Source organism: Neobacillus sp. NPDC093127 (assembly GCF_044754175.1).
Taxonomy (GTDB): domain Bacteria; phylum Bacillota; class Bacilli; order Bacillales; family Cytobacillaceae; genus Neobacillus.
Window position 1 is genome coordinate 130,927 of record NZ_JBIVOP010000004.1, and the last position, 23,212, is coordinate 154,138.

The window sequence follows — 23,212 nt, forward strand, 5'->3', positions numbered from 1 at the left end:
AGGAAGATTCAGTCATTTATTAATATTTTTGATAAAAAAGGTGCCTGACACCCGGGAGGGTTTGGCAGGCACCTTTTCATTATTTAATCTTTATTTTTTCATTACCCTTAATCCATGACGGATAGGCGGTAAGTTCAAGGGATATAGGGTTTGGCTGGTTTTTTATGTCAGGAATATTAACCCCAATTTCAGCGTACCCCTTCTCCATCCTTCCGCCCATAAAGCTTGTATTCGATTCAATTTGTTTCCCATTTCCATCTTTAATTGTCGTAAAGAGAAAAGAATTGAACTCTTTTTCGATATGGAAATTGAAAATTAGGTCGTTACCTTCTACTCGCAAATCACTTAGATGACCCCCTTTTGGCTGTTTCAAGATTTGGAGTTTTTTTGTATCCACTACTACATTTACCTCATCCTTATCAACGGCTTGGATTTTGTTTAGAACCAGGTATAGCTTTTTTGGCTCCCGGAAGTAGTTGCTTTGTAAGTAAATGATCATCTCGTCAGGTGAAATGTGGCTTGCTACCACCCCATCGCTAATTTTATTCCACATTTCTCCATTTTCATCAACAAGCCTTAGATCCTCGAAACTTAGAATTCTTTTGGTGTTATGAGGATCCATTTTAACATGGATAGCCGCCCTCAGCGGATATACATCGGCCTCTGAAAATGAAATCTTTTGTCCTTCGATTGTAATGGTTTTATTTAAAGCGTAAGATTTTTTCTCTTGGATTTCTTTTGTAAGATCAAATTTTAGGGTAAATTGTTCTTTTAGATTTGTCCCTTCTACACTTACTTTTAATTCAAGGTTCTTCGCTGCTAAAGGTGATTGAAAATAAAATTCAAACATGTCACTATGGGATGTTTCTCCTCTAAAGAGTGAACTCCCCATTGAAATTGTACCGATATCAAGCTTTTTCCCATCTAAACTTTCTAAGCGAACATTCTCATTTCGCAGCCCCTCCAGTTTTTCCTTCGATTCGATTGTATAAAATAAAACCAGTCCATTTTCATCGGCAATCGCTCCATCGATGGTAAGCTTTATACCGTTTTTTTCCTGAGATACATCGATTTTTTCATAGTAATCATTTTCAACCGCCAGGAGCTTTCCTTTATCATCCCGGATGAGGTCGACCAATTTTTCCATCCCGGGAATGATGGTAATATAATTTGCGAATGCCGGTGAAAGCCGTATCGATGTAAAAAATCCTAGCAAAATAATTGCGGCGGCAGCCAGAGTAAACAGCCATCTTTTCCGGCGGAATTTCCGTTTCTCTTCTGATTTAGCCTTTTGAAATCCTGCAAAAATAGCCTCATCCAATGAATCCAGCGGAACTTGAACATTTTCATACATGCTTTTCAATTGCTCTTCTTCCTTTTCATACATGCTGATCACCGCCATTCCCTTCAAGTTTATCCCGCAAGGCCTTCAACGCTTTGTTCAGCCACGTTTTGACCGTACCTTCAGGACATTGAAGTGTTAGGGCAATATCCTTTATTTTCATATCTTGAAAATACTTCAACGTTATGATTTCACGGGAGCGCTCATCCAAGCCCAGCATCGCATCTTTTAGCTCCATTTCGTTATGGTTCTCGGATTTGCCTTGCAGGCTTAAGATTTCTTCACTAAATACAACTCGCTTTTTCTTTTTCAATTGATCATTGCAGTAATTAATCATAATGCGAATCAGCCATGTTTTGAAATATGAAGCATCCCTGACGGTGCGGATACTCTTATAAGCACGGTAGGTAACTTCCTGAATCGCCTCCAGCGCCTCTTCCTCACTCCTTAAAAAGGAAAGAGCCGTTTTATATAAATCTATTTTGTATAGCTGAATCAGCTGCAAAAATGCAGTATCATCGCCATTGATTGCCTCTTTCACTAATTTCTCACATGCACTCAGGTCCCTCATCCCCCTCACAACCCTGTTGTACTACATATTAGACCATTTAGTAGAAAAAAAGTTTTGAATTTTATTAAAAAAATAAGGTGTTCTCCTCTCACATGAAAAAGGAGCTTGGGAATTACTCCACAAACCCTTAAATTCGCCAGTAATAGTGGCTTTTCCGCCAGTAAATCTATGCAATCGCCAGTTATGCTGCGTTTTCCGCCAGTAAAACCTATGCTATCGCCAGTTATGCTGCGTTTTTGCCACCAGTAAAACCTACGCTATCGCCAGTTATGCTGCGTTTTCCGCCAGTAAACCATCGGATATACCATCCTCAGTCGGGGATCCCGAACAGCCGGCATCCATGAAGGATAAACTGTTCCCACTTTGGGTCATCGGGCGGGTCCAACATGGTCATCACGACACCGTTAATATAGGCAAAATAAGACCACGAAAGTCCGAGAGGATCACAGGCAGGAATTTCTCCGTTTGTTTGTCCTTCTTCCACAATCGGAACGACAGCAGCAAAAAAATCACGGGCAAAGGCAAAAAGCTCTTCCGCTATTTCAGGAAAACGTTCCGGCTGCCCTAGCACGTAAAACATCAAGCGCATCTGATTACGATGATGGGAAAAATGTTGCAGATGACAAATCACCATTTTCTTTAACCGTTCATGTGGTGTCCCCTGATCCATGACAATTTGCTTTAAAATTTCGCGTTGTTCGTCTAATGGTTCAAGGACTGCTGCTTTAAATAAATCCTCTTTTGTCGCGAAGTAGTTGAATACCGTCCCGAATCCTACACCCGCTTGTTTCGCAATGGTTGCGACGGTGGTCGCACTTAAGCCATTGTCTGCAAATAACGGGATAGCAGCTTCAAGTATTTTCGCTCGCTTCTCAAGCATATTTTGTTCCCTTTTCAATTCAAATTCACCTCTAAAAAGTGTTGGCCGTAACCATTTCTTTAATTGCGTTTATGACGATATCTGGTTGCTCAAGTTGTACGTTATGACTGCTATTTTCAGCTACAACCAGCTTTCCATTTTTCGATAACTTGCTAGTGTCAGAAGCAGCATCCCTTAACGCTTGTTTGATTTTTCCCTGTACTTCCTTAGTTGTACCGGGAGCGAATTGGTCGACGATGCCTGCTGCAATGACTGTTAGTGGAATCTCGCCCAAATCCGGGGCTTTTCGAACAAGCTCATATCCTAAAGGCAAATGGGAAAACTCACTTCCCGTAGCAGTCAAGGCACTCGTTTGAAACGACTTTTTCCAAAGCATTTTTTGCACCTCAGGAGGGCAACCGCCTATTGCTTTTGAAAAGCCTGGAACCATTTTACACGCGGCCAATACTCTTAAGATACCAATCTTAGATAAAAACGCAAAAACTCTCATCATTTTTGCGCCCATTTCTTGTCCCTTATGGTGCTCACGCGGAAACCGGTCTGTCAGCTCATCTTCATGTGTGGCATCAACTAATACCATTCCTCTCACTTGATTCGGATAGCGATTGGCATATAGCCGCGCATTAATGCCGCCATACGAATGACCAACAAGTATAATCGGTCCGTCAATTCTTGCCTGCATCAGCAATTCATGTAACTCTTCAACACATTTTTCATTCGTACGGGGTACTGGACCGGCTTCACTCCAGCCATAGCCCGCCCGGTCATAAACTACGACTCTCGTTAATTTTGCAATCTCTGGATAAACGAGACTCCACATGAGTGCTGAGCCGCCGGCACCATGTTCAAATACAATTGTAGGCAGCGAACTTTCCGTCCCGCCCGAAATCATATGCAGGCAATGTGTTCCGATATTGATTATTGTGCCTGGCGGTGTTAATTTATTAGCCATTTGAATCACCTTCCATTTTTAAAAAGTGATTGATTAATCAATCTTTTTAATGAAATAGTAACATCATAGGTAATATTTGTAAATATCTTTTTATAAAAAATTCCAAATTTTAAATATCACCAACGTATCTTTTCCATAATCCCAAAATAAACCCTCCTCAAATTGAGAAGGGCTGTTGTGTATCCATCAACAGGAATGCTTTTTTGGAGGTTGAGGTGATTATCCTCGATTGGTATGAACAGTACCGTGACCATGGTGAATGCCATGACCAGGATAAAAACCGGTGTGACCATGGTGAACGCCATGGCCTGGATAATAACCGGTGTGACCATGGTGAATGCCATGTCCTGGATAATATCCGGTGTGGCCATGGTGATAGCCATGTCCTGGATAAAAACCGCCGTGGCCATGATGGTAGCCTACTTGAGTAGGATAATACCCGCCATGTCCATGTTGATACCCTACTTGACTAGGGTAATACCCGCCATGCCCATGATGGATGCCAAGTCCTGGATAATATCCACCATGGCCGTGATGATAACCTTGTGCTTGATTAGCATCGTAATTGCCTAATAGCCTTAACATTTTTTCTCTCCTCCTCAAATGGTTGCCAAATAGTGTATGTGTCCATAATCAATGTAGAATAGACTCCTGCCCACAATTGCCATACCATTTAATAAAGTGCTCGATAAATTTAGCACTGTTTTTTATTCTATTGCTGTTCTTTTTTAAAAAATCTGATATTTTTATATTATAGAAAAATAATAAGGTGGGGGACCTATTGGTAACAAACTTTCATGAAAACGACCATCGTTTCTTTATGCAGGAAGCATTAAAGGAAGCAGAAGAGGCTGGGAAACGTGGCGACCGGCCAATCGGTGCGGTTATTGTTCACAACGGCATTATCATTTCAAGAGGTTCCAACAGAATTAATACGATGGACAGCGAGCTAGAGCATGCGGAAATCAATGCGATGAATCGATGCGCTTCGTATTTGCGGAAACATGCGCGGGAGTGCATTCTCTATACAACGGTTGAACCTTGTATGATGTGCTTATCCACGCTAGTTGTGGGCAATATCCGGAATGTTGTTTTTGCTGTAGAGGATAAATATCTGGATATTTCCCATTTCATCGATTCAATTGACTACATAAATAAGCGATTGCATCACTATCTAGGCGGGGTTTTAGCTGAGGAATCAGCTGAAATCTTGAAAACGTACTCCCCATTTATGGCAGAAATCGTGTTAAACGGGCGCAGACCATCATAAGGGAATCTTCACAACTTCCACATAACTTCTCTATAAGTTTTACATATTTTTATTTTAAGATAAAAGTAACTTAATTAAGGAATGGTTCGAAGAGCTCATTTCTTAAAACTTCCCATAATTTGATTGGTGCCTGACACCAATCTATTTTTTTGCCTAAAAACCATCTTCATAACTTCCACACAAGTTCCCCCTAAGTTCTACACAAGTATTTCATATGATAAGGGTAACTTAATTAGGAAATAAGTTCATTGAGCTCATTTCTTAAAACTTCCCATTTTGGATTGGTGAATGCACCAATCTATTTTTTTTGCCTGTTTTTTGGTGCCTGACACCCTTTCTACTACCGCAATAGTATTTTTGGTGTCAGGCACCAATTTCAAGAAAATGTAAGCCGCCATAAATTGTGATGGCTGACGTTTTATTATTAGTTTACTCCAACCTGTGTCCAAGCCGAGGCTACTGCGCTATATTGGGTGCTGCCTGATCCGTACAAGTCTGCCGCAGCCGCTAGAAGAGCACTACGAGCATCTTTAAAGTTACTCTTTGGTGATAGGTAGACCGTTAACGCCCGGTAATAGATTTTCTCCGCTACTGATGTTCCCAGCTTAGAAATCGTTAAATAGGCAGCTTTGTTTGGAATTCCACTATTTGTATGGACGCCGCCATTATCAGAAGTCGTATTCACATATTTACTCATATGATCCGGCTGTCCATATAGGCCGGGGTCGGATAAACTGCGGAGGGCGTCACCCGCTTTATTCGGCGTATATACATCTTCACCAATCAAGTAATTCTTTTTATCTAGGAACACCCCGAATGTGTCCGAAATAGATTCATTTAATGCTCCAGATTGATATTGATACTCTAATCCCGCGGTTCTTTCTGTTACCGCATGCGTTAATTCATGGGCCACCACATCTAGGGCACCAGATAATGCTCTAAAGGTTGTACCGTCGCCGTCACCATACACCATTTGCGCGCCGTTCCAGAAGGCATTGTTGTAGTTTCTACTGTAGTGTACCGTTGAGCGAATCGTTGCGCCCCTGTTATCAAAACTGTTTCGGTTATGAGTATTCTTGAAATAATCGTAGACAACACCTGCATAGTAATGTGCATCGACATCAGCCCTCTGTGAGGTAGCATTAAAATTATTATCTGGGTCCACTGAATAATTTCCAGGTAATGAGGTTGAATTGGCTGCCGTTCTTGTTTCAATCACACCCGTCATCGCTTTGGTCGTATCGTACAAATAGTAGGTACCGCTTGATAAATAGGTATTAAGCGGTTTTGTATCCCCCAAAACGCCAACTCCGCTGCCTGCATCATTCACCGCATTATAGGAATCTAGGACATTACCATTTACAGCATCCACATATACTACCCAGTTTGCCGGGTATGGCTGAATAAATTGGAGGGTTGTTTTATAGGCTAAGTAAAAGTCATTATCTTTTTTATAAACCACTAGGTCTGCGTTTTCGACCGTATCTTCAAACTTTTTCCCATCTGGGCCCGCTTCGGCGTTGGTTTCTGTTTCCGCTTTGGTGACATGGATTGATTTCCATGCCTTATCTAGAGCACCAGCCTGCGCAATCTGCGCTTTCAGCTTCCCTTTAAAATAAGAAGAAGCTTCTGGGAACACGTCTCCGTTTACAACCGTAATCATGCCATTTTTATCGGTATGGACCTTAAATTTCGCTCCATCTACCGGAATTCCCTGGACAGATTGGACAAAATTATAATGAGTGCTGCCGAGCTCGTCCGTTTCTACATCTAGCAAAGTCAAATCTTTGTCAGCATCTAATTGATAGAGTTCTTTATTTTCTTTTAAAAATTGTTTAATAGCATCTTTATTTTTATGGGCTTTAGTAGATAATTTCCCATGGACGAAGGATGGGACAGCTTGTCCAGTTTTCCAATTCAATTTGACATCCTTCCCAAACTGCTTCGCTTCCTTCGTAACCGTAACGTTTTCCGAAATCGTATTTGCCGCAGCCGTAATCGGTAACACAGTCCCCATCGTTAATCCCAATGCCAATACAAGTGACGTTCGTTTCTTCATCTCTTCCTCCACCTTCCAAAGATATATTTTATTGCAATTTTCAAAATATATCATATCACGGTAAAGCCATCTGCATAATTGGGAAAAAAGAGACTGATAGGGTGTCAGGCACCAGAGGGTTTTATGCCATCTATATAAAAAAACCAACGCCAGATACATCTTTGGTGTTGGGAAAAATTAATCTATTATTTTTTATTGGCTGGATGATGAAAATATTTTTCGTCATTTTCAGCTGTTTTTCTTATTTTTATCGAAGCGCTTTATGGGAACACCACTATTTTTTCACATATTCTGCAGTAAATCCGTTCGCTAATAACGTGATTGAGTCGTTCCAAACGCTTTGTTCGGTAGATTTTAAAACAACTGCAATTAACTTTTTCCCATTTCGTTCGGCAGAAGATACGAGGCAATAGCCTGCTTCATCGGTGAAACCAGTCTTAATTCCATTGGCTCCTTCAAAATAAAACGGGCTTCTTGAATCGAGAAGTTTATTTCTATTTTGAAACGTAATGACCTTATCTGAATAGATTTTACTGCTAACCACTTCTTTGAAATCGAGATTTTCCATTGCCGTTCTTGCGATGATCCCCAAATCATGGGCGGTAGAATAATGATTGGGATCATGCAGCCCATGAGGATTCATGAAGTTCGAGTCTGATGCTCCAACTTCTTTAGCCTTTTTGTTCATCATCGCAACGAAATAGTCTAATGCTTTTTTTTCTGATACTTGAGGGTTACCCATTTGTTTTTTTGCTATGTAAATGGCTATCGTTCTGGCAGCATCATTACCTGAAGGAAGCATCAGACCGGCTAGTAATTCCCTTAGCGTGAGAACTTGCCCTTCATAAAGAAAAGCTGAGCTTTCTTCCGCTGTTTTTAGGTTTATTTCCTTGCCTACTATGATTTGATCATTTAAATTTCCATATTGAACCGCTAATAATGCGGTTAAGATTTTCGTTGTACTTGCGGGAAAAAGCCTTTTGTTATCGTTTTTTGCATAGATAACCTTTCCTGAATCTAAGTCTAGTAACAATGCCGCTTCGCCCTTGATGGAAGGGCTTGAGTTCATCGATTCTAATAAGCTATCTTTGGGTATATCTCCTATGGAGCTAATCCAACCTTTTAAATGGGTTCCAAAACCGACAATCATACATGCAGCCACTACAATCATTACATTTTTTATTTTCATAAAATACAGCACTCCTAGAAAAATGGTATAGTCCAAATATAGCCATTATTTCTAAAGAGAAATAAAAATAAACCTAAAGAAAACCTTAAGATTAGCTAATGGGTGATTTTTTAAACAAAACGCACAATTGGTTCCGACCCAACTTCAATGATCCATTGGTAATGGCAGTTGAACTTGGAATATCGTTTCTGCCTCATTACTTGATACGATTATTTCCCCTTGGTGCAATTCGACGATTCCTTTGGCAATTGCAAGGCCTAAGCCGGTACCGCCGGTCTCGTCCGACCTCGACTTCTCCGCACGGTACAATCGATCAAAAAGATGGGGAATTGCGTTTGCAGGAATTGCTTCCCCGTAATTGACGACCTTCACGACCGCATATTGTTCATTTTCTTCGACATTGAGATCGATTTTTTTACCTTCCTTTCCATATTTAATCGCATTGGAAATTAGGTTTTCAAACACTCTCATGAGTTTGTCCGGATCAGCCTCAATCATGATTCCATCGCCAGGATTTTTAATCCCTATACTCATTCCTGCAGTTCGCAATTCTGGATTAAATTGGGCCGCGAGTTGTTTTAGCAGTTCATAAACGTTAAACCTTATCCGTTTAAGTGCCACATCTCGATTATTGATTTTTGTAAATTCAAAAAGGTCGTTGACCATTCGATTTAAGCGTTTTGATTTATCATAAGCAATGGTAACAAAATAGCGAAGCTCTACTTCATCACGATATTGGTCTTCCTCAATTAACCGTAAATAACCGATAATCGAGGTTAATGGTGTCCTTAGATCGTGAGACACATTGGTCACGAGCTCATTTTTCGATTGAACAGCTCGCTTTTCTTCTTCAATTAACGATTTAAGCTGTTCTTCCATGCTATTTATGTTTTGAGCAAAGCGACCTAATCCTCCATGATTCTTTACGGGAATATCTACATCAAATTGTCCCTCTGAAAGCAGCTGAACCGAATCGCTAATCAGCGTAAAATACGATGTCACTTTTTTGATTGCTAGTGAATAATAGATGACCGTCAATATAATCGTTCCTATGAAAAATAAGTTCCAAAATCCATAGTTCTTATACAAATAGACGTATAAATAATTGACCCTTGAGGGTAAGGGGAATTTCAGATAAACATATCTGATGATATATCCTATTAGGGCCGTTGATATTGCTGCAGATAGGAAGCTATATATCAAATACGATATTAACCTGGCATAAAGCGAAGGTGATTTTTTATCCATCAATTTTGTACCCCACTCCCCAGATGGTTTTGATTAATTTATAACCTAGTTCCTTTTCCAATTTTTCGCGTAAATTGCTGATATGGACCATCACCGTATTATTTGAAGAATAGTATGTTTCCTTCCATACGAGTTCAAAGATTTCTTCACTGCTAAACACTCTGCCCAGATTGGAAACCATGATATATAGAATCGCAAACTCTTTTGAGGTTAATGGGATAGAACGGCCGCTAACCATTGCTGTATGAAAGGTTTTATTTACCTCCAGACTTCCAACCTTAATAATCTCGTCCTCAATCCGTTCCTCTTGGTATAAATAGGTTCTTCTTATTAATGTTTTTACACGAGCAACTAGCTCTAAGGGATTAAATGGCTTTGTTAAGTAATCATCAGCCCCGCTCATTAACCCGGTTATTTTGTCAATATCCTCTGTTTTGGCACTAATCATCAGAATCGGAACATGATTTTTTTCTCGTAAAATCCGGCATACTTCCATACCATCGATCTTTGGCATCATCACGTCTAAAACAATCAAATCAATTTTTTTCTTTTCAAAAAGGGCTAAGGCTTCTTCGCCATTAAATGCCCTTGAAATTTTATAGCCTTCATTTTGCATATAAATCGCAATCAATTGGACGATTTCTTTATCATCATCCACAATTAATATATGTCTCAATTTCTCTTCCCCCTTTCATTATTTAGACGAAGATTTATGTAAATTTGTCTCTATATAAAAAAATACCACAGCATCAAGGACTGTGGCAGGTGAAATAAATTTAATTTGTTTAGACGGAAGGAAAATCATGTGACAAACTACTATTTCACTTTTTCAATTGGTATCTCAAATACGTTCCACAAAAATAGAATCCATACTGCAGAAAGTCCCCACGCCAAGAGTGGATGTTTGTAATGTATTCGTAGAACAGAAAACATCACAATATTAAAAAAGAATGACCAGTACATACTCCAGCCGTGATGATGTTCAATCAAGTTTAAATAGTGAAGATTGATGTATTCTACCGATGAAAAAAGAAATACCCAAAAAGATATCCAAAAAGCAGCTTTCACCTTCCCTTGAGGAAAATGGCCAAGATAAATCATGATGGTCGATGGGTAGACAACAAACATGATCATAATGGAGATAAATGTGTGATTTCTAAGGATGTTTTCTGCAAGGATTGTCTCTTTGTAAACCCAGAATCGGTAGTCATAAAACAGAAAATTTTTCAGCAGGTCGCCAATAATAAAGAATAAAATGGTCGGATAAAAATCGTGCCACTTGCGCCAATTTCCCCATTTGATTCCCGCTAATAGAAAAAGTCCATTAAAAATAAAGTGCATGGTTTACTCACATCTTTTTAACGTTACCCTTTCCATTTATTTGGAAGCTTATTCAGAGGTGCAATCTCAATTTTACCTTCTTAAAGACCACACTTACTGTCTAACAGGGAGTTTATTTCATTGCACAATCTTGATAGATTTCACTTTTTTGAGTTTTACCCAACGGGTCTTTTTCATTCCCTGCTCCAATTCCTCAAACCCATTTGTCAAGATAGGCTCAGTGTCAATTAATATCTCCGTACTAAGAGAAGCCATGTAGACTCGATTTGCCAATTTCTGACCATTTAACAATTCAATCGTTATAATCTGTCCTTGCTTTAATTCGGCTAAAACCGGAAGCCTTTTTAAAAAATATTGTTTATTGTATTCGTCAATTTTCTTATCGATAAACCGAGTACCTAGGATAAAAGCGACGACACAAATGATCACAGACCACCAGCCGAGACTTTTTAAGAAGGTGTCTCCGATATACAAAACCACAAACAGTAGTGCAATTTTTATAAGCCAATAAATAAATTTCATTAAATACGCCCTTTTTAATTAATCCTATTTTAATTATCTTCTATCTTTTTGATGACCCTGCCGCTGTTATCATAAAAGGTAAATGTTTCTCCCGAAGGTCCTTGGCAGTCAAAAGCATCAGGTGCTGTATTATAAAACCAAAATTTCAAATCTTTAGCTTCCTTAAAATAAGGTCCCAATGGCAATAATTCTGCATCGTTCTTGCCTATTTTAACTTTATCGATTTTAGGGCTTTTTGTAATCACTGTAGCTACACAATTATAGGAAAAATAAAATTCAGAATCAAATTCATTAATATCTTTTAACTTTTCATTATCAATCCAATCAACAGATGGCAACATCCAAAGAAAAAATTCTTTTTGAAAACGAAGCTGATAAATTTTGTTTTCACCTGCTAATATGAGTAATCTTTCATCATCTGTCTTGACTCTTTTAGCATTCTCTAAAAATTCTTTCGTCAGTCCCGTATGTCTGTCATCATTCATCCATGCTTGAATTGCTCTTTCCTTCGTAAAATAGGCATCCTTAAAAAACAAATCATCCGTTTTCAAAAAATAATAGAACCAAAAAACTAAAAATACAACCAAAATGGCAATCAAAATCCGAGTTACCTTCATTGTTATCCCCCAATAAAACTATGAAATTTTGATTATAGCAGAATCATTAACTTCAAAAAAAATTTTCATTTAGAATCAGGTGTAAATTAAAGAGTCTGTCCCAAAAGGTCGTTGAAAAATGAACCTCGGGGTCAGCTTTTCCTTTTATCCTGTTACTTTTAGACATAGTCAAGGTTGAATAGGTAATTTGCGTTACCTAACCTTCCTGAATTTCTTTAATGCTTTTCCCACCTAAGAAGGCATGGCCTGTAACAAACTTCCCCGCTGTATTGAACCCATATTTTGCATAGACCTTCTCGATTTTCTCATTGATCGGAAAAACCCATAAATCTTCCTTGCCGCTTTTCTTTACTTCTGCTTGCAGGAAATAGATGAGCTCGCCAATTAGCCCCTTTCCTCTGAACTCTTCTATTGTCGCTACGCTTTCCATTCGAACCTGGTCTTTATGTTCGAATAAACAAGCTGTCGCACATGCAATACCATCATAACGAAGCAAATAATGTGTGAAAGCAGGGTGCTTAAACTCTTCGGGAAATGCCTTTTCCCTCACTTCCCTTCCGCCAAACTCTTTAATACTGCACTCAATCTCTAATGCTTCATTGAAATTTTCTTCTGTCACTTTTTCAATCGTAACTAGATCACTTCTTTTATGGTCCTTAATCTCTTTATTCCAGATTTGAATTGGACTGACTAATTCCTCAAAACCAAATTTGTAAGCATCTAATTCCTTCACAAATGGGGATAGGTTTTCAAGATTATAAAGATAAAACCGTGGAGTAATATTTCTTTCATTATAGAAATGAATCACTTCTTCAATAATAGCCTTAGGATTTTCCGGTGCCTCATGAAGATGAGCATGATTGGCATCGTAATATGTCGGTTGGTTTTCATTGTAAAAAATATTTCCCCAAGATGTGTTTAATCGCTTTGTAAAGGTGTCAAGGTACGCTATATCAAGGTCCAGGACCTTTTGTAGTAGGTTCAAATTGTTCTCCTCCATTTAAATTGAAAAGTTGTTATAATGCCGACACAAAATGGTCTTTATGTAGGATGGGAACAGTATTTTTCAATTTCCTTGTTATCCCTTAAAATTATCAACTTTTTATTATATTTGCTTAAAGTTTTTAGTATTTCTGGTTTACTTTCTTTTTCAAAATAGGCATTCCACTTGAACATTTTCCTAAACATCTTGAATGTTGGTTGATAGTTTGCTTTTTCAAGCCCTGCCTTTTGTAAAAAATACCTTTTGATTATCCTATATATTCGTTTAGAGTAGTCCGTATCCAGAAAGATAATCAAATCCGCATTTTGAAAACTTTGTGCTACCCATTCATAATGAACACCTTCTATTATCCAAGCATCCGTACGAATGATTGAATTCAAATATTCATTTCTTTCATCAGCGGATCTTCTTATATCTCCTGACGTACACCGTTTCCAGACAACATTATCTAACTCATAATGAGGAACTTTCAACTTAGTAGATAGTTTTCTTGCTAATGTCGTTTTTCCACTGCCAACTGAACCAATAATATGTATTTTTTGCATATCTGCCACCGTTCTGTTAAACCGCAGATTTGCTACAGGAAAATACTAAGAAGAGTGGAATTCTCATCCGTCTTAAATACTCTTCCTCACTTTTAAAATTCTCCTTTTGTGGGCTGCATTCTCGGATTTCATCGATTGAAAATCCTTCACTTTTTAATAGTTTAAAATATTCTTCAACCGTTCGATGATATTTAACCACTTCTTTTTCAATCCATGGTTCTACCCGCTTGCCTACATGAAAGTATTCGTCGACAATCCAATTCTGCCGCTGCGAAGAGTGTGAAGCGCTTTTGATAGAAGAGGTTAAAATCGGATGTTGAACGCTAAAGATAAACTTGCCGTTTGCTTTTAAAGATTTGTTCACTTGTTTAAATACTGGACCTAATTCTGCTAAATAATGAAGGGCCAGCCGCGAAACAACTTTATCATATCTCGCTTCCGGGAAATCCCACGTTTCCATAGAACTATGATGAACTTTTCCATTTGTCTCATTTAACATTTCTCTGGCTATTTCCACCATGTTTGCCGAACCTTCTACCCCTTCATAACTTGAACAGCCCTGCTGAAATAGTTCGCGCCCAAACCCAGCATCACCGCAGCCTAAATCTAATATATATTCCCCGGTTACATCCCCCATTAGCTCCACTATCACAGGCCTTTCGATAATATTGTTTGGGCTTTCTTCCCGATGTCTTCTTTTTAAATAATCCGTGAAAAACTTTTCGTGATCGTAAGCTTCAGAACCTTTATATTCCATTTGGAGACCCCCTTTCCATTTACTTTACATAAGTTGCTCCTTAATGTGCAATGATAATAGAAAAAAAGAAGGTAATAACTTGAAGAGGCTGCTAATTAGTTTATTGATAACAGTACTTTTTTGCTCTATAAGTGGCGAACAACTGAATTTACTCACTCATGCCTTTGCACAGCAGAAACCAATTCCGCCATATGCAAAATGGGGTGAATTTGCTATGGAGAAAACGAAAGAAAGGTATCCGAATGCCAAGATTATTGATTATCTTCATATTGGCAGAACTCCTGGGCCTAAGACCTCAACGGAGAAATTCAAATTATGGTTGAAAGACAATCAAAAAGAATTTGGAGTTTTTATTAATATTGAATTTAACAATGAAACACAAAAGGTCATTAAAGTCACCTTTAGGGAAACACCTAAGTAATACTATCATTCAGAGGTATTTCAAATCTTTCTAAACCTATAATAGCACTTTGTAACATTCACTTTTTCCCCTTCTTTCCAACGAAGTGAAAAAGAATTGCAACAACAAGCAGCAGAAATACAAGCCCAATAATTATTATCGAGGGGCCAGATTCTAAGAAATCATTTTTATTTCCTGCATATTCCCCTTCTCTAGTTGCCTTTTTGTATTTACCGTCCTTTTCTTGAATGGCAATGGCTTCATCTGTGCTAATTCCTTTAATTGAATAGTATTTAGTCCCTTTTTTAAAGATGTTTGAAAAGTTACCCGAATAAGTACCTTCCATATCCGAATACTTTGTAACATGCCCAATCTCTTTATCTATCTCTGTTACATTCTCATCGCTAACGACATAAGTATAGCCATCCCAGACCACAAACAAATTGACCCAACTTGCAAATGACTTATTTGGCAATAAAAACGATGTTATTACAGTGAAAAATAAGACAAATACAATTAATAGCTTGAACTTCACTTACTCTCCTCCCGTTGATTAAAGCATCCTTGGATATCTTGAAACTCTCTTCTATTTTGAATTCATCTCACTTCCGGTTGAATTTCCATTTCCTTTATTAGAGTAAGGCATTTTGGTAATGACAATTGGTTTATTGGGATCGGCTTTGGGAATCAGTTGTGGTCCGCTGTTATTTGGCATCGCGTCTACATCCTGTATCTCTGGCGGCAGCGGGTCATTTACATTGTTTCTAATGATGATTTTCTGTTGATGCCGTTCGTGGTTTATGGCGCCCTGTTCTTGTACTTTTTCTGTATGGCTGCAGCCAAATAAAGAGGCGCTTAGTGTCAAAGCTAACGACGATAAAAGTAACGTTTTCAATTTAAAACACTCCCCTACTTATTATAGAAAATAGACGAATTTTTTTCGCTTCCGTTACTTGAGAAAAGAAATCATCTCATGCTTTGTTAGCGGCCAAATAATTTACTCCAAAAGCTCTGCTTTATCGGTTCAGCCTTCGCAGCAAATTGGTGCTCCGTTTCCTCGTCATATACATATGACTCTGCCTCATTTCTAATAGTTTAACAAGAACTTCCGATTAAAGTGATTACTCATGACAAGAGTTTTTCATCTCCCACGCTTCTTTTAATAATTGTATCCCTTTTTCCATTTGCTCCTCCGTTAAACCACTAAAACCTAATAAGACCCTAGGCTCTCGGTCAGGCTGATCGTTCTCAGAATAAACCGAGGTTGGATACACCCTTACTTTATATGCCTTAGCCGCTTCAATTAGTTCTTTTTCCGATAGTTGATTCCTAACACTTAACAATATGTGTAATCCTGCTTCATCACCAATAACCGTGACTTGTCGTCCAAAATATTTTTCAATGGATCGTATCAATGTGGTTTGCTTCTTACGATAGACGGTTCTCATTTTATTTAAATGTCGTTCCCAATGTCCATTAATCATAAATTGCCATAGTGTGTGTTGATGTAACCTGGAAACAGTCTGTTTATAGATGGTAAAATGTTGGCTGTATTTTTCAAGTAAGTTAGGTGGTAATACCATATAACTAATGCGAATCGAAGGAATCAACGATTTCGAAAAAGTCCCTAAATAAATTACTTTACCGTTATGATCAAGCCCTTGTAAAGAAGGGATTGGTTTTCCCTTATAGCGGAATTCTCCATCATAATCGTCTTCAATAATATACCTGCCCTCTTCCTCCGCCCATTTTAATAATTCCATTCTTCTTGTAATCGGCATGACCATTCCGTTTGGAAATTGGTGTGAAGGGGTAACATAGGTGACACTTGCCTTACTTTCAACTAAATGTTTGAGATCAATCCCGTTTTGATCGAGTGGAATGGGCTTTAAGGTCACACCTTGGTCTATAAAAGCCTCCCTTGCTCGATGAAATCCAGGGTCCTCCATCGAATAAATCGTATCTCTCCCAATAATCATCGTTAAAAGCCCAATTAAATATTGGGTTCCGGCACCGATGATAATTTGATTAGCCGAGCATCTTACCCCTCTTGATTGATATAAATATTTCGCAATCGCCTCTCTGAGCGGTACTTCTCCTTGAGGATCGCCATTTAAAAAATAGGCACTTTCCTCTTCATATAGACTCTGGATTGTTAACTTTCGCCAAATCGTAAACGGAAAATGCTCAAGCGCAATTCCTCCATGGCTATAATCAACCTCGTATTGCACACTTTCATCATTCATTTCCTTTATGGTTTTGGGAGATTCATCAATGTGATGAAACAAATCGCGACTTAGTTCCTTCACGTAGATTCCTCTTCTCTCAACACCTTCTACATAGCCTTCTGCCAATAATTGTTCATACGCTGTTTCAACCGTATTTTGACTGATCCCCAGATGATGAGAAAGCTTTCTTTTCGAGGGGAGCTTTTCTCCGGGTTCGATGCTTCCAGTTTGGATTTCTTTTTTAAAAAAGTTATAGAGTTGTATATATAACGGTTCCCCGCTCCTAGGATCTAAATCTAAGGTTATCTCTAACACTCTCTTCGCCTCCCTGGCAATCTGGCATTGTTAATTATATTATAGCTGACCCTTTTGGGCATATCAGTTATTTTCTATAATCATAGATATAAAGCTGGAAGGGATGATGTTTACGATGAATTTTTCAGATGGTAAAGGAATTGACTTTAAAGTTGGTGCCGCTGTTACAGCAGAGCAATTATCAGATGTATTCAAAAAGTCAGGGATAACACGGCCTGTTGATGATCTGCCACGTCTGGAGCGAATGATTGAACACGCTGACTTGCTCATTACCGCATGGGATGAACAAGCATTAGTAGGAGTAGCAAGAGCGGTTACAGATTTCAGCTATTGCTGTTATTTATCAGACTTGGCAGTAAACCGAGACTATCAAAAACGGGGAATCGGTAAAGAATTAGTCAAACTTGTCCAAAAACAGATTGGCGACGAGGTCATGTTATTGCTATTATCCGCCCCTGCTGCGATGGAATATTATCCTCGGATTGGCTTTGATAAGGTTGAAAATGGGTTTATCATTTCGAGGAAGAAGTAAATATGAGTAAACCAATTTGTATGAAGTGGATTGTAAAAATGTTAAATAAAGAAAACTTGACGATTTGCGAGCCGCGTTATGGCGGTTCATGAGGCGTAGTTGCACTGATGGGAAAGTTGTACTTTCCTATCGGCCATCAAAAAAAGCTCGGTGATCCTCCGAGCTTTTCCTACAAGTATATAGAAAACAAAGTCTTTATACGTCCTGATTTGATCCCAACGCTATTTTATGTTCCTTATTTTTGAAAAAGGAAATAAGACAAATTCACTTTTTCCGATAATGTTTTCCTGTTTAATAAATCCCAACCCATTCCGGCTGTCCCTGCTTTTTAATCGATTGTCGCCCATGACATAATATTGGTTTTTTGGAAGGACAATCGGGCCAAAGTCTTCTGTTAGTTTACTTCCTTGCAGTTTCGCAAATTTAAGATTTTCAGCTAAATAGGTTTCCTTAAATGACACCCCATTTATAAATAGTTGGTCGCCTTTCATTTCGATCTCATCACCCGGTACACCAATGATTCTTTTTACATAGTTTTCATCAGGACCTTTAATAATGATGATGTCACCTCTTTTAAATTGTTCGAATTTATACACTTTATTAACAAAGATTCTTTCGTGATTATGTAAGGTTGGTTCCATTGAAGCACCATCAACTATGTATGGAGAAAATAAAAATGTTCGAATTACCAATGCCAGTCCTAACGCAATAAATAATGTTTTAACCCATCTTTTCAATTCATTATTTGCTTTCAAATTTAACATTTCCAACCACTCCTTATCTTTTTCAAATGTTCCCTTATTAGTGGTATATTCAACAAGTTGGAAATGAAATCCTGCTTTTTTATGAAGTGAATACCTTCTTAATTTGAGGATAATTGGAGATGCAATACAAGAAGGTTGTAAGCCCAGAAGAATAAATTATTTTTGAAGTGGAAAATAATAATTTATGGGAAAAATATAACTGGGAGTAATTTGATTTGAGTTTTGTATCTATTATTTTTATTCATAGACTTTTTCTTATGTTGGATGGATTAATAATAAATACAAAAAGATCATTTACTCCCCAAGGAAATAGCAATATTGAACAGCTAGTATTGTATAGGATCTCGAACTAGAAGTGACTACGTCTTTTTTATTTTCTGATATCGCTGCTCCGCTTTGTAACTAAAGATAAGACATAAAGCAATCATTATTGGAAAAGCCAGCCAGGCAAATCCTCTGAAGAAGGCAAATGGTGTTTCAAAAAGGAATGCCCCCCAAAAGTCAGCTCCTGCTTTATCCCATAATCCAGGAGTAAAGTACAATTGTTTCGGGTTAATGAAAGCACTGGCGTCTATGGCATTGGTCGTCACTAAGGCTGCAAAAATAGGAAGATAGCACATGGCTAATGATAAATACATCTGCGAAAGTCTTTTGTACCTGCCGGCTTTGGAATCGATATCTGAAAAAATATCTTCGTCAGCATCATTACTGACTTTTTTAAAATATTGAGCCCCAGAACTTTTTGTCCCTGCCAGATGCTCCCAGCCGCTATCTTCAAATAGAGTACAGTAATCTACAAAATCCGCCTGTTTTTTAAATAAACGGTAATCAATTTTTATATTAGCATTATCGGGCTTAGATTTGCGAAATCGATATCCAAATGACGTTCCAACTAGTTCATACCCCTCTGAGGCCATTTCATTCAGCCATCTTGCTTCCTTTTCAAAATCTAAAAACAATTTAAACTTTCTCATGAGATCCCACCTCGTTTAAAAGAATCTTCAGTAATTCCGATCATATGCTGCATTCTTTCTAAATCCAATCGCAAAATTTCTTTCCCCATCTCAGTAATCTTATAGACCTTCCGGCGACTATCCCCGCTCTCGACAGGTTGAATAAATTTAAGTTTTAGTAAATTTTCAATTGCCCCATACAATGTACCGGCAGCCATCCGTACCTGGCCGTTACTAAGTTCCTCCACTTTTTGCAGAATAAGGTACCCATGAGCCGGTTCTAATAAAGACAAGAGAATATAATAAACGGTTTCAGTAAGCGGAATATGTTTATCCCTTTTCATCCTTACCTCCTAACTGTGCAACTTTAATATACAGTTGAACTATATAGTTTTAGTTTATACAGTCGGACTGTATATGTCAATAAATAATTGCGGATTATTGTCCTATAATTTGTATAATCACGAATAATTTCTACAAAGTCACCACTCAGATACCTTATTCACAAAAAGGGGAATCCCCCATAAAACTAAACGAGGGATTCCCTTTTTATGCTACCTTAATTGCTTTGCCAAATGGTACTCGTGGTAAAAACGTGCCTGGCACCAGCCAAAATAATTCAAAATCAACATTCTCCATTTCTTCCGAAAAAAAGCCTGTAACGTCCGTTATATAAAATAGTGTATCCACTTGCTCTTCTGCTGCCCATTCCAGCGCTAATGTATAGGAAGATTTCCCGTGTGTATAGTACTTAATCGTATCACTTTTAACTTGGGAAATACTTCGGATTTTGAAATCTGCTTGAACCAAAATAGTATCTGGCTTCAATTGTTCAAACAATTTTACTATGTTATTGATGAGTATTGTTGGTGCTTCATTTGTGGAAGTATCCACCACTAATGCGATCTTCTTATCTTGACGCTGCTGGATCATCGAGAGTATCGTTTTATGCCATTTCAACACCATTTCCCCCTTTGACTATAAAACCAAGCCTTTTTATTTTGGGTTATTAGGAAATGGATTATGATTGGATAATTGCGGTAACAAGATTCCTTAGTTCCTGCAGAAATTCGCTAAATAAAATAACAACAATTTGAAAAAACTAGTACTGTAATTCAATTTTCACCGGTTCTAATTCGAGTGGCATATTCGCACTCATAGAGCCTAATCTTACTCTTACCACATAGTTTTCGGGTTTAAAATTGTTTAATTCACTCAGATCAAAAGTGCTCCTGAAGCGTAATTTGTTTTTGTCTAAGGTTTTTACTGTATGGTTAATTGGTTCTTCATATATATTTTTCCGGGATTCTTTCACTAATGTAACATCATTTTTGGCGAAATCCTGAAAGAAATTGAATGGCTCATTTTTATTTTCCCCGTTATTAATTTGGAAATCGATTGTAAAACGCTTGCCCTTTAAGCTGACCTTTTCCACGTTTACTGATAGATCTTGTCTGTTGGACTTTATTTGTACAGGAGTATGATTGTTTATTGTAAAAAATTGATTCGGTTCCTCTAGAGCTACTGCAGGACGAATCTCCAAATAGCCGGTTTTTCCTTTTAAGCACTGGGGAATAATCGTTCTTCCTTTGACAATGAATTGATTCCCGGTCTTTTTCGTCTCCAAATCAATTCCATCTGCTAAGAGATGGATTGGATTTCCTTTGTCGTCAAAAACCGCTAACCTGACTTGATCATGTTTACCTTCACTTGGAAATGCTGCCGTATAATTAATTGCGGTCGAGGCCTTCCCGGCGATAATCGAATCAAAGTGAACCTTTATATCTCCTTTTTCACTTTCTTTATTCGTCATTAATGTTTCGTAGGCTAATTGCTTAATGGGAACATTGAATCGCCAGGACCCCTCTTCATCGCCAATACTTTTGAATTCAAGTGGTAAGGTTGTATCTGCAGGCAATTCTAGTTTTGGATAATTTAACTGTATCTGCCCGGTATAACCGTTACCTGAGTGCTCCAGATAGACAAGCTCTTTACTGTCATCAATCCGTTTATCACCTTCAAATATCTCGTAAATCCCTCTAAGATTACCTTCTTGATCCGTTTTCACCTTTCCACTCACATCAAAAGTTACCCCGATAACGGCCCCATCATAATAAGCACTTGTGATGGATACATCAATCCCGTTGTGACTGGCTGTTTCATTTAATTGGGTGATTAACTTTTGTGAGGCTAAATTTTCGCCGACTTTGTCTTTAAAAAGCTGCCCTATCAAAGGCATATCAGCCATTACTTTCGATACGGATGGGACCATAAAACTCGTGGAAATCAGGATCATAGCTGCAGCGGCTGCCGATAAAACAATGGTCTTGTTTTTTCTAGGTTTTTCACCAGGATTCGCCCTTCCTACTCCTGCCTTTATCGCTTGTAAAACTGCCTCTTTCGGTACTTCAATCTTCTCATATTCCTCTTGAAAAAATTTCTTGTTCATAATAGCCCTCTCCTCCCAACAGCTTTTTCAACTGGCTTTTCCCCCGAGACAAATAGGTTTTCACCGTATTTTCCGGTACATCCATTAACTTAGCCACTTCACTTATCGGCAAGTCCTGATAGTAAAAGAGAATAACTGCATTTCGATAATGTTCATTTAATTTGTCTATTGCATTAGCTAAATCCAGGGCTTCGTCCCGTTTTTCACTTTTCGAAGGTGAAAGCTCAATAATTTTATCAATCGGGAATTCCTTCTGCTTCTTTTTCAACAAATCATAGGCAGAGTGGATAAGGATCCTTGTTAACCAGGTTAAGAAAAATTTTTCATCCCGTAATTGACCCACAGCTAAAAGGGCTTTATAGGCTGTTTCTTGAATAACATCCAAAGCATCCTCGCGATTGCCGACATATAGATAGGCCGTCCGGTACAATTGGTCACTATGTAAGACTAAAAGCTTTTCGAAAGCTTTTTTGTTTCCGTTTATTGCTTTTTTTATCAATTTTATTTCAGTCATCCCTTAACCTCCTTCCGCCCATTAGAGAAGAATCCCTGACAAAAAGTTTCAGCTAATTTAATAAGTTTGTTAATCTTTTATACTTTTAATATTCTATATAATAGGATTATCTAACATTAATGAGGTGAGTGTAATGGAAATTGAAAACATATTTGTTGATTTACCTGCCTTGGCTACAGAACTGCTTGTCCTCAGAAAAGTAATGGTTATCAAAGAAGAAAACCAAGATTTGAAGCTGTATTCTATGTTTAAAGAAGGGTTCACCCCGCGATGCATCCGATAACTGTTATCGAAATTATTGTATCTGCTCTTATCATTATCATACTTTTTTCAGCTACCCTGCTCGTTCCTCAAAAGGTTAGGAAGAAAAGTTTGCTGATTGCCTCGATTTTATCTTTAATAATCGGCTTATTTTTTGCCATTCGTCCTATTTGGATAAATTATCAGGTTAGAGAAAAAACGGGTCAGTTAAACCAGTACTTGAAACAAAAATATCCCTATGAAGAATGGGAGATTAACCGAAAAATCGGCAGACAATATAATCCATACCACCTAGAGGTAAGGTTTGAAAATGAAAAAGGATGGGTTTATACCTATTTGGTTAATGATGATAACATTTCTCAGATTGCATGGAGTGTTCCGGATAACCAAAGCTCTAATGAGGGAAAACATTACGAATTGGAAAAATAAACGACAAAGGAAAAAAGGGATTTCCAATGTAGAATTCCCCTTTTTCAATGAAGATGATACCAGTTTAATGT

General features: G+C 38.0%; 29 protein-coding genes. 5 read left to right on the forward strand and 24 right to left on the reverse strand.

The features are described from left to right. Window positions 1–79: 79 nt before the first annotated feature. From ACIQCO_RS07515 to ACIQCO_RS07535, 5 genes are all read right to left on the reverse strand, one after another. Window positions 80–1,402, reverse strand: coding sequence for a DUF4179 domain-containing protein (locus ACIQCO_RS07515; protein WP_400427165.1), 1,323 nt, complete (start codon window positions 1,400–1,402; stop codon window positions 80–82). Continuing rightward, window positions 1,380–1,883 (reverse strand): sigma-70 family RNA polymerase sigma factor, encoded by a 504-nt coding sequence (locus ACIQCO_RS07520; protein WP_400427167.1) that lies wholly within the window; start codon window positions 1,881–1,883, stop codon window positions 1,380–1,382. The genes ACIQCO_RS07515 and ACIQCO_RS07520 overlap by 23 nt, the downstream gene beginning before the upstream one ends. Before the next feature lie 340 nt (window positions 1,884–2,223). After that, the gene (locus tag ACIQCO_RS07525) at window positions 2,224–2,811 is read right to left on the reverse strand and encodes a TetR/AcrR family transcriptional regulator (RefSeq protein WP_400427168.1); all 588 of its coding nucleotides are present in this window, start codon (window positions 2,809–2,811) and stop codon (window positions 2,224–2,226) included. 13 nt (window positions 2,812–2,824) lie between these two features. Continuing rightward, on the reverse strand, window positions 2,825–3,745 hold the full coding sequence (locus ACIQCO_RS07530; protein ID WP_400427170.1) for an alpha/beta fold hydrolase: 921 nt from the start codon (window positions 3,743–3,745) through the stop codon (window positions 2,825–2,827). A 219-nt stretch (window positions 3,746–3,964) separates the two neighbouring features. Beyond that, window positions 3,965–4,330 (reverse strand): hypothetical protein, encoded by a 366-nt coding sequence (locus ACIQCO_RS07535; RefSeq protein ID WP_400427171.1) that lies wholly within the window; start codon window positions 4,328–4,330, stop codon window positions 3,965–3,967. A gap of 196 nt (window positions 4,331–4,526) precedes the next feature. On the opposite strand from ACIQCO_RS07535, the gene ACIQCO_RS07540 reads away from it, so the two are divergent. Then, entirely contained in the window at window positions 4,527–5,015 is a 489-nt protein-coding gene (locus tag ACIQCO_RS07540; protein ID WP_400427173.1) for a nucleoside deaminase, read from the forward strand. 424 nt (window positions 5,016–5,439) lie between these two features. On the opposite strand, the gene ACIQCO_RS07545 is transcribed toward ACIQCO_RS07540, so the two are convergent. The 10 genes from ACIQCO_RS07545 to ACIQCO_RS07590 form a co-directional block, all read right to left on the reverse strand. Then, on the reverse strand, window positions 5,440–7,074 hold the full coding sequence (locus tag ACIQCO_RS07545; RefSeq protein ID WP_400427175.1) for a M4 family metallopeptidase: 1,635 nt from the start codon (window positions 7,072–7,074) through the stop codon (window positions 5,440–5,442). Window positions 7,075–7,348: 274 nt separating this feature from the next. After that, complete coding sequence (locus tag ACIQCO_RS07550; protein WP_400427177.1) at window positions 7,349–8,263, reverse strand: D-alanyl-D-alanine carboxypeptidase family protein; 915 nt, start codon at window positions 8,261–8,263, stop codon at window positions 7,349–7,351. A gap of 144 nt (window positions 8,264–8,407) precedes the next feature. Further along, a complete protein-coding gene (locus tag ACIQCO_RS07555) occupies window positions 8,408–9,301 on the reverse strand; it encodes a HAMP domain-containing sensor histidine kinase (protein WP_400427178.1) in 894 nt (297 codons plus the stop codon). A 202-nt stretch (window positions 9,302–9,503) separates the two neighbouring features. After that, window positions 9,504–10,187 (reverse strand): response regulator transcription factor, encoded by a 684-nt coding sequence (locus tag ACIQCO_RS07560; protein WP_483873878.1) that lies wholly within the window; start codon window positions 10,185–10,187, stop codon window positions 9,504–9,506. Between the two features lie 140 nt (window positions 10,188–10,327). Further along, window positions 10,328–10,852, reverse strand: coding sequence for a CBO0543 family protein (locus ACIQCO_RS07565; RefSeq protein ID WP_400427180.1), 525 nt, complete (start codon window positions 10,850–10,852; stop codon window positions 10,328–10,330). A 117-nt stretch (window positions 10,853–10,969) separates the two neighbouring features. Beyond that, window positions 10,970–11,374, reverse strand: a complete 405-nt coding sequence (locus ACIQCO_RS07570) for a hypothetical protein (RefSeq protein WP_400427182.1) — start codon at window positions 11,372–11,374, stop codon at window positions 10,970–10,972. A gap of 29 nt (window positions 11,375–11,403) precedes the next feature. Beyond that, window positions 11,404–11,925, reverse strand: a complete 522-nt coding sequence (locus ACIQCO_RS07575) for a hypothetical protein (protein ID WP_400427184.1) — start codon at window positions 11,923–11,925, stop codon at window positions 11,404–11,406. 262 nt (window positions 11,926–12,187) lie between these two features. Then, window positions 12,188–12,976 (reverse strand): GNAT family N-acetyltransferase, encoded by a 789-nt coding sequence (locus ACIQCO_RS07580; protein WP_400427186.1) that lies wholly within the window; start codon window positions 12,974–12,976, stop codon window positions 12,188–12,190. A gap of 56 nt (window positions 12,977–13,032) precedes the next feature. After that, a complete protein-coding gene (locus tag ACIQCO_RS07585; RefSeq protein WP_400427438.1) occupies window positions 13,033–13,539 on the reverse strand; it encodes an AAA family ATPase in 507 nt (168 codons plus the stop codon). A 16-nt stretch (window positions 13,540–13,555) separates the two neighbouring features. Next, entirely contained in the window at window positions 13,556–14,296 is a 741-nt protein-coding gene (locus ACIQCO_RS07590) for a class I SAM-dependent DNA methyltransferase (RefSeq protein ID WP_400427188.1), read from the reverse strand. A 43-nt stretch (window positions 14,297–14,339) separates the two neighbouring features. Between ACIQCO_RS07590 and ACIQCO_RS07595 the strand changes: the two genes are divergently transcribed. Next, window positions 14,340–14,717 carry a YqzG/YhdC family protein gene (locus ACIQCO_RS07595; RefSeq protein ID WP_400427190.1) on the forward strand — a complete coding sequence of 126 codons (378 nt, stop codon included), beginning with the start codon at window positions 14,340–14,342 and terminating at the stop codon, window positions 14,715–14,717. A 58-nt stretch (window positions 14,718–14,775) separates the two neighbouring features. Here the strand turns inward: ACIQCO_RS07595 and ACIQCO_RS07600 are convergent, their stop codons facing one another. The 3 genes from ACIQCO_RS07600 to pdxR form a co-directional block, all read right to left on the reverse strand. Beyond that, window positions 14,776–15,231: a hypothetical protein gene (locus ACIQCO_RS07600; RefSeq protein WP_400427192.1), complete on the reverse strand. Its 456-nt coding sequence runs from the start codon at window positions 15,229–15,231 to the stop codon at window positions 14,776–14,778. A 51-nt stretch (window positions 15,232–15,282) separates the two neighbouring features. Further along, complete coding sequence (locus tag ACIQCO_RS07605; RefSeq protein ID WP_400427193.1) at window positions 15,283–15,591, reverse strand: hypothetical protein; 309 nt, start codon at window positions 15,589–15,591, stop codon at window positions 15,283–15,285. A 226-nt stretch (window positions 15,592–15,817) separates the two neighbouring features. Further along, complete coding sequence (gene pdxR / locus ACIQCO_RS07610) at window positions 15,818–17,239, reverse strand: MocR-like pyridoxine biosynthesis transcription factor PdxR (protein WP_400427195.1); 1,422 nt, start codon at window positions 17,237–17,239, stop codon at window positions 15,818–15,820. 115 nt (window positions 17,240–17,354) lie between these two features. Here pdxR and ACIQCO_RS07615 point away from each other — a divergent pair, with 115 nt between their 5' ends. Continuing rightward, window positions 17,355–17,771: a GNAT family N-acetyltransferase gene (locus ACIQCO_RS07615; protein ID WP_400427196.1), complete on the forward strand. Its 417-nt coding sequence runs from the start codon at window positions 17,355–17,357 to the stop codon at window positions 17,769–17,771. Between the two features lie 221 nt (window positions 17,772–17,992). On the opposite strand, the gene lepB is transcribed toward ACIQCO_RS07615, so the two are convergent. The 6 genes from lepB to ACIQCO_RS07645 form a co-directional block, all read right to left on the reverse strand. After that, the gene (gene lepB / locus ACIQCO_RS07620) at window positions 17,993–18,535 is read right to left on the reverse strand and encodes a signal peptidase I (protein ID WP_400427197.1); all 543 of its coding nucleotides are present in this window, start codon (window positions 18,533–18,535) and stop codon (window positions 17,993–17,995) included. Between the two features lie 359 nt (window positions 18,536–18,894). Next, window positions 18,895–19,509, reverse strand: a complete 615-nt coding sequence (locus tag ACIQCO_RS07625) for a DUF2812 domain-containing protein (protein ID WP_400427198.1) — start codon at window positions 19,507–19,509, stop codon at window positions 18,895–18,897. Then, complete coding sequence (locus ACIQCO_RS07630) at window positions 19,506–19,832, reverse strand: PadR family transcriptional regulator (protein WP_400427199.1); 327 nt, start codon at window positions 19,830–19,832, stop codon at window positions 19,506–19,508. The genes ACIQCO_RS07625 and ACIQCO_RS07630 overlap by 4 nt, the downstream gene beginning before the upstream one ends. Window positions 19,833–20,037: 205 nt before the next feature. Beyond that, window positions 20,038–20,454, reverse strand: coding sequence for a vWA domain-containing protein (locus tag ACIQCO_RS07635; RefSeq protein WP_400427200.1), 417 nt, complete (start codon window positions 20,452–20,454; stop codon window positions 20,038–20,040). 136 nt (window positions 20,455–20,590) lie between these two features. Further along, window positions 20,591–21,937, reverse strand: a complete 1,347-nt coding sequence (locus tag ACIQCO_RS07640; protein WP_400427201.1) for a DUF4179 domain-containing protein — start codon at window positions 21,935–21,937, stop codon at window positions 20,591–20,593. Continuing rightward, a complete protein-coding gene (locus ACIQCO_RS07645) occupies window positions 21,906–22,451 on the reverse strand; it encodes a sigma-70 family RNA polymerase sigma factor (RefSeq protein ID WP_400427203.1) in 546 nt (181 codons plus the stop codon). The genes ACIQCO_RS07640 and ACIQCO_RS07645 overlap by 32 nt, the downstream gene beginning before the upstream one ends. A 133-nt stretch (window positions 22,452–22,584) precedes the next feature. Between ACIQCO_RS07645 and ACIQCO_RS07650 the strand changes: the two genes are divergently transcribed. Then, window positions 22,585–22,734: a hypothetical protein gene (locus ACIQCO_RS07650; protein WP_400427204.1), complete on the forward strand. Its 150-nt coding sequence runs from the start codon at window positions 22,585–22,587 to the stop codon at window positions 22,732–22,734. After that, window positions 22,722–23,141 (forward strand): hypothetical protein, encoded by a 420-nt coding sequence (locus ACIQCO_RS07655; RefSeq protein ID WP_400427206.1) that lies wholly within the window; start codon window positions 22,722–22,724, stop codon window positions 23,139–23,141. Before ACIQCO_RS07650 ends, ACIQCO_RS07655 begins: the two co-directional genes overlap by 13 nt. Window positions 23,142–23,212: the final 71 nt, after the last annotated feature.

What these genes read in the sequence shown, in the direction of transcription:
- ACIQCO_RS07515 (WP_400427165.1), bottom strand. Translation starts at nt 1,402, where the DNA reads ATGGCGGTGATCAGCATGTATGAAAAGGAAGAAGAGCAATTGAAAAGC.
- ACIQCO_RS07530 (WP_400427170.1), bottom strand. Translation starts at nt 3,745, where the DNA reads ATGGCTAATAAATTAACACCGCCAGGCACAATAATCAATATCGGAACA.
- ACIQCO_RS07535 (WP_400427171.1), bottom strand. Translation starts at nt 4,330, where the DNA reads ATGTTAAGGCTATTAGGCAATTACGATGCTAATCAAGCACAAGGTTAT.
- ACIQCO_RS07545 (WP_400427175.1), bottom strand. Translation starts at nt 7,074, where the DNA reads ATGAAGAAACGAACGTCACTTGTATTGGCATTGGGATTAACGATGGGG.
- ACIQCO_RS07550 (WP_400427177.1), bottom strand. Translation starts at nt 8,263, where the DNA reads ATGAAAATAAAAAATGTAATGATTGTAGTGGCTGCATGTATGATTGTC.
- ACIQCO_RS07565 (WP_400427180.1), bottom strand. Translation starts at nt 10,852, where the DNA reads ATGCACTTTATTTTTAATGGACTTTTTCTATTAGCGGGAATCAAATGG.
- ACIQCO_RS07570 (WP_400427182.1), bottom strand. Translation starts at nt 11,374, where the DNA reads ATGAAATTTATTTATTGGCTTATAAAAATTGCACTACTGTTTGTGGTT.
- ACIQCO_RS07585 (WP_400427438.1), bottom strand. Translation starts at nt 13,539, where the DNA reads ATGCAAAAAATACATATTATTGGTTCAGTTGGCAGTGGAAAAACGACA.
- ACIQCO_RS07590 (WP_400427188.1), bottom strand. Translation starts at nt 14,296, where the DNA reads ATGGAATATAAAGGTTCTGAAGCTTACGATCACGAAAAGTTTTTCACG.
- ACIQCO_RS07595 (WP_400427190.1), top strand. Translation starts at nt 14,340, where the DNA reads ATGTGCAATGATAATAGAAAAAAAGAAGGTAATAACTTGAAGAGGCTG.
- ACIQCO_RS07615 (WP_400427196.1), top strand. Translation starts at nt 17,355, where the DNA reads ATGAATTTTTCAGATGGTAAAGGAATTGACTTTAAAGTTGGTGCCGCT.
- lepB (WP_400427197.1), bottom strand. Translation starts at nt 18,535, where the DNA reads ATGTTAAATTTGAAAGCAAATAATGAATTGAAAAGATGGGTTAAAACA.
- ACIQCO_RS07625 (WP_400427198.1), bottom strand. Translation starts at nt 19,509, where the DNA reads ATGAGAAAGTTTAAATTGTTTTTAGATTTTGAAAAGGAAGCAAGATGG.
- ACIQCO_RS07630 (WP_400427199.1), bottom strand. Translation starts at nt 19,832, where the DNA reads ATGAAAAGGGATAAACATATTCCGCTTACTGAAACCGTTTATTATATT.
- ACIQCO_RS07635 (WP_400427200.1), bottom strand. Translation starts at nt 20,454, where the DNA reads ATGGTGTTGAAATGGCATAAAACGATACTCTCGATGATCCAGCAGCGT.
- ACIQCO_RS07640 (WP_400427201.1), bottom strand. Translation starts at nt 21,937, where the DNA reads ATGAACAAGAAATTTTTTCAAGAGGAATATGAGAAGATTGAAGTACCG.
- ACIQCO_RS07645 (WP_400427203.1), bottom strand. Translation starts at nt 22,451, where the DNA reads ATGACTGAAATAAAATTGATAAAAAAAGCAATAAACGGAAACAAAAAA.
- ACIQCO_RS07650 (WP_400427204.1), top strand. Translation starts at nt 22,585, where the DNA reads ATGGAAATTGAAAACATATTTGTTGATTTACCTGCCTTGGCTACAGAA.
- ACIQCO_RS07655 (WP_400427206.1), top strand. Translation starts at nt 22,722, where the DNA reads ATGCATCCGATAACTGTTATCGAAATTATTGTATCTGCTCTTATCATT.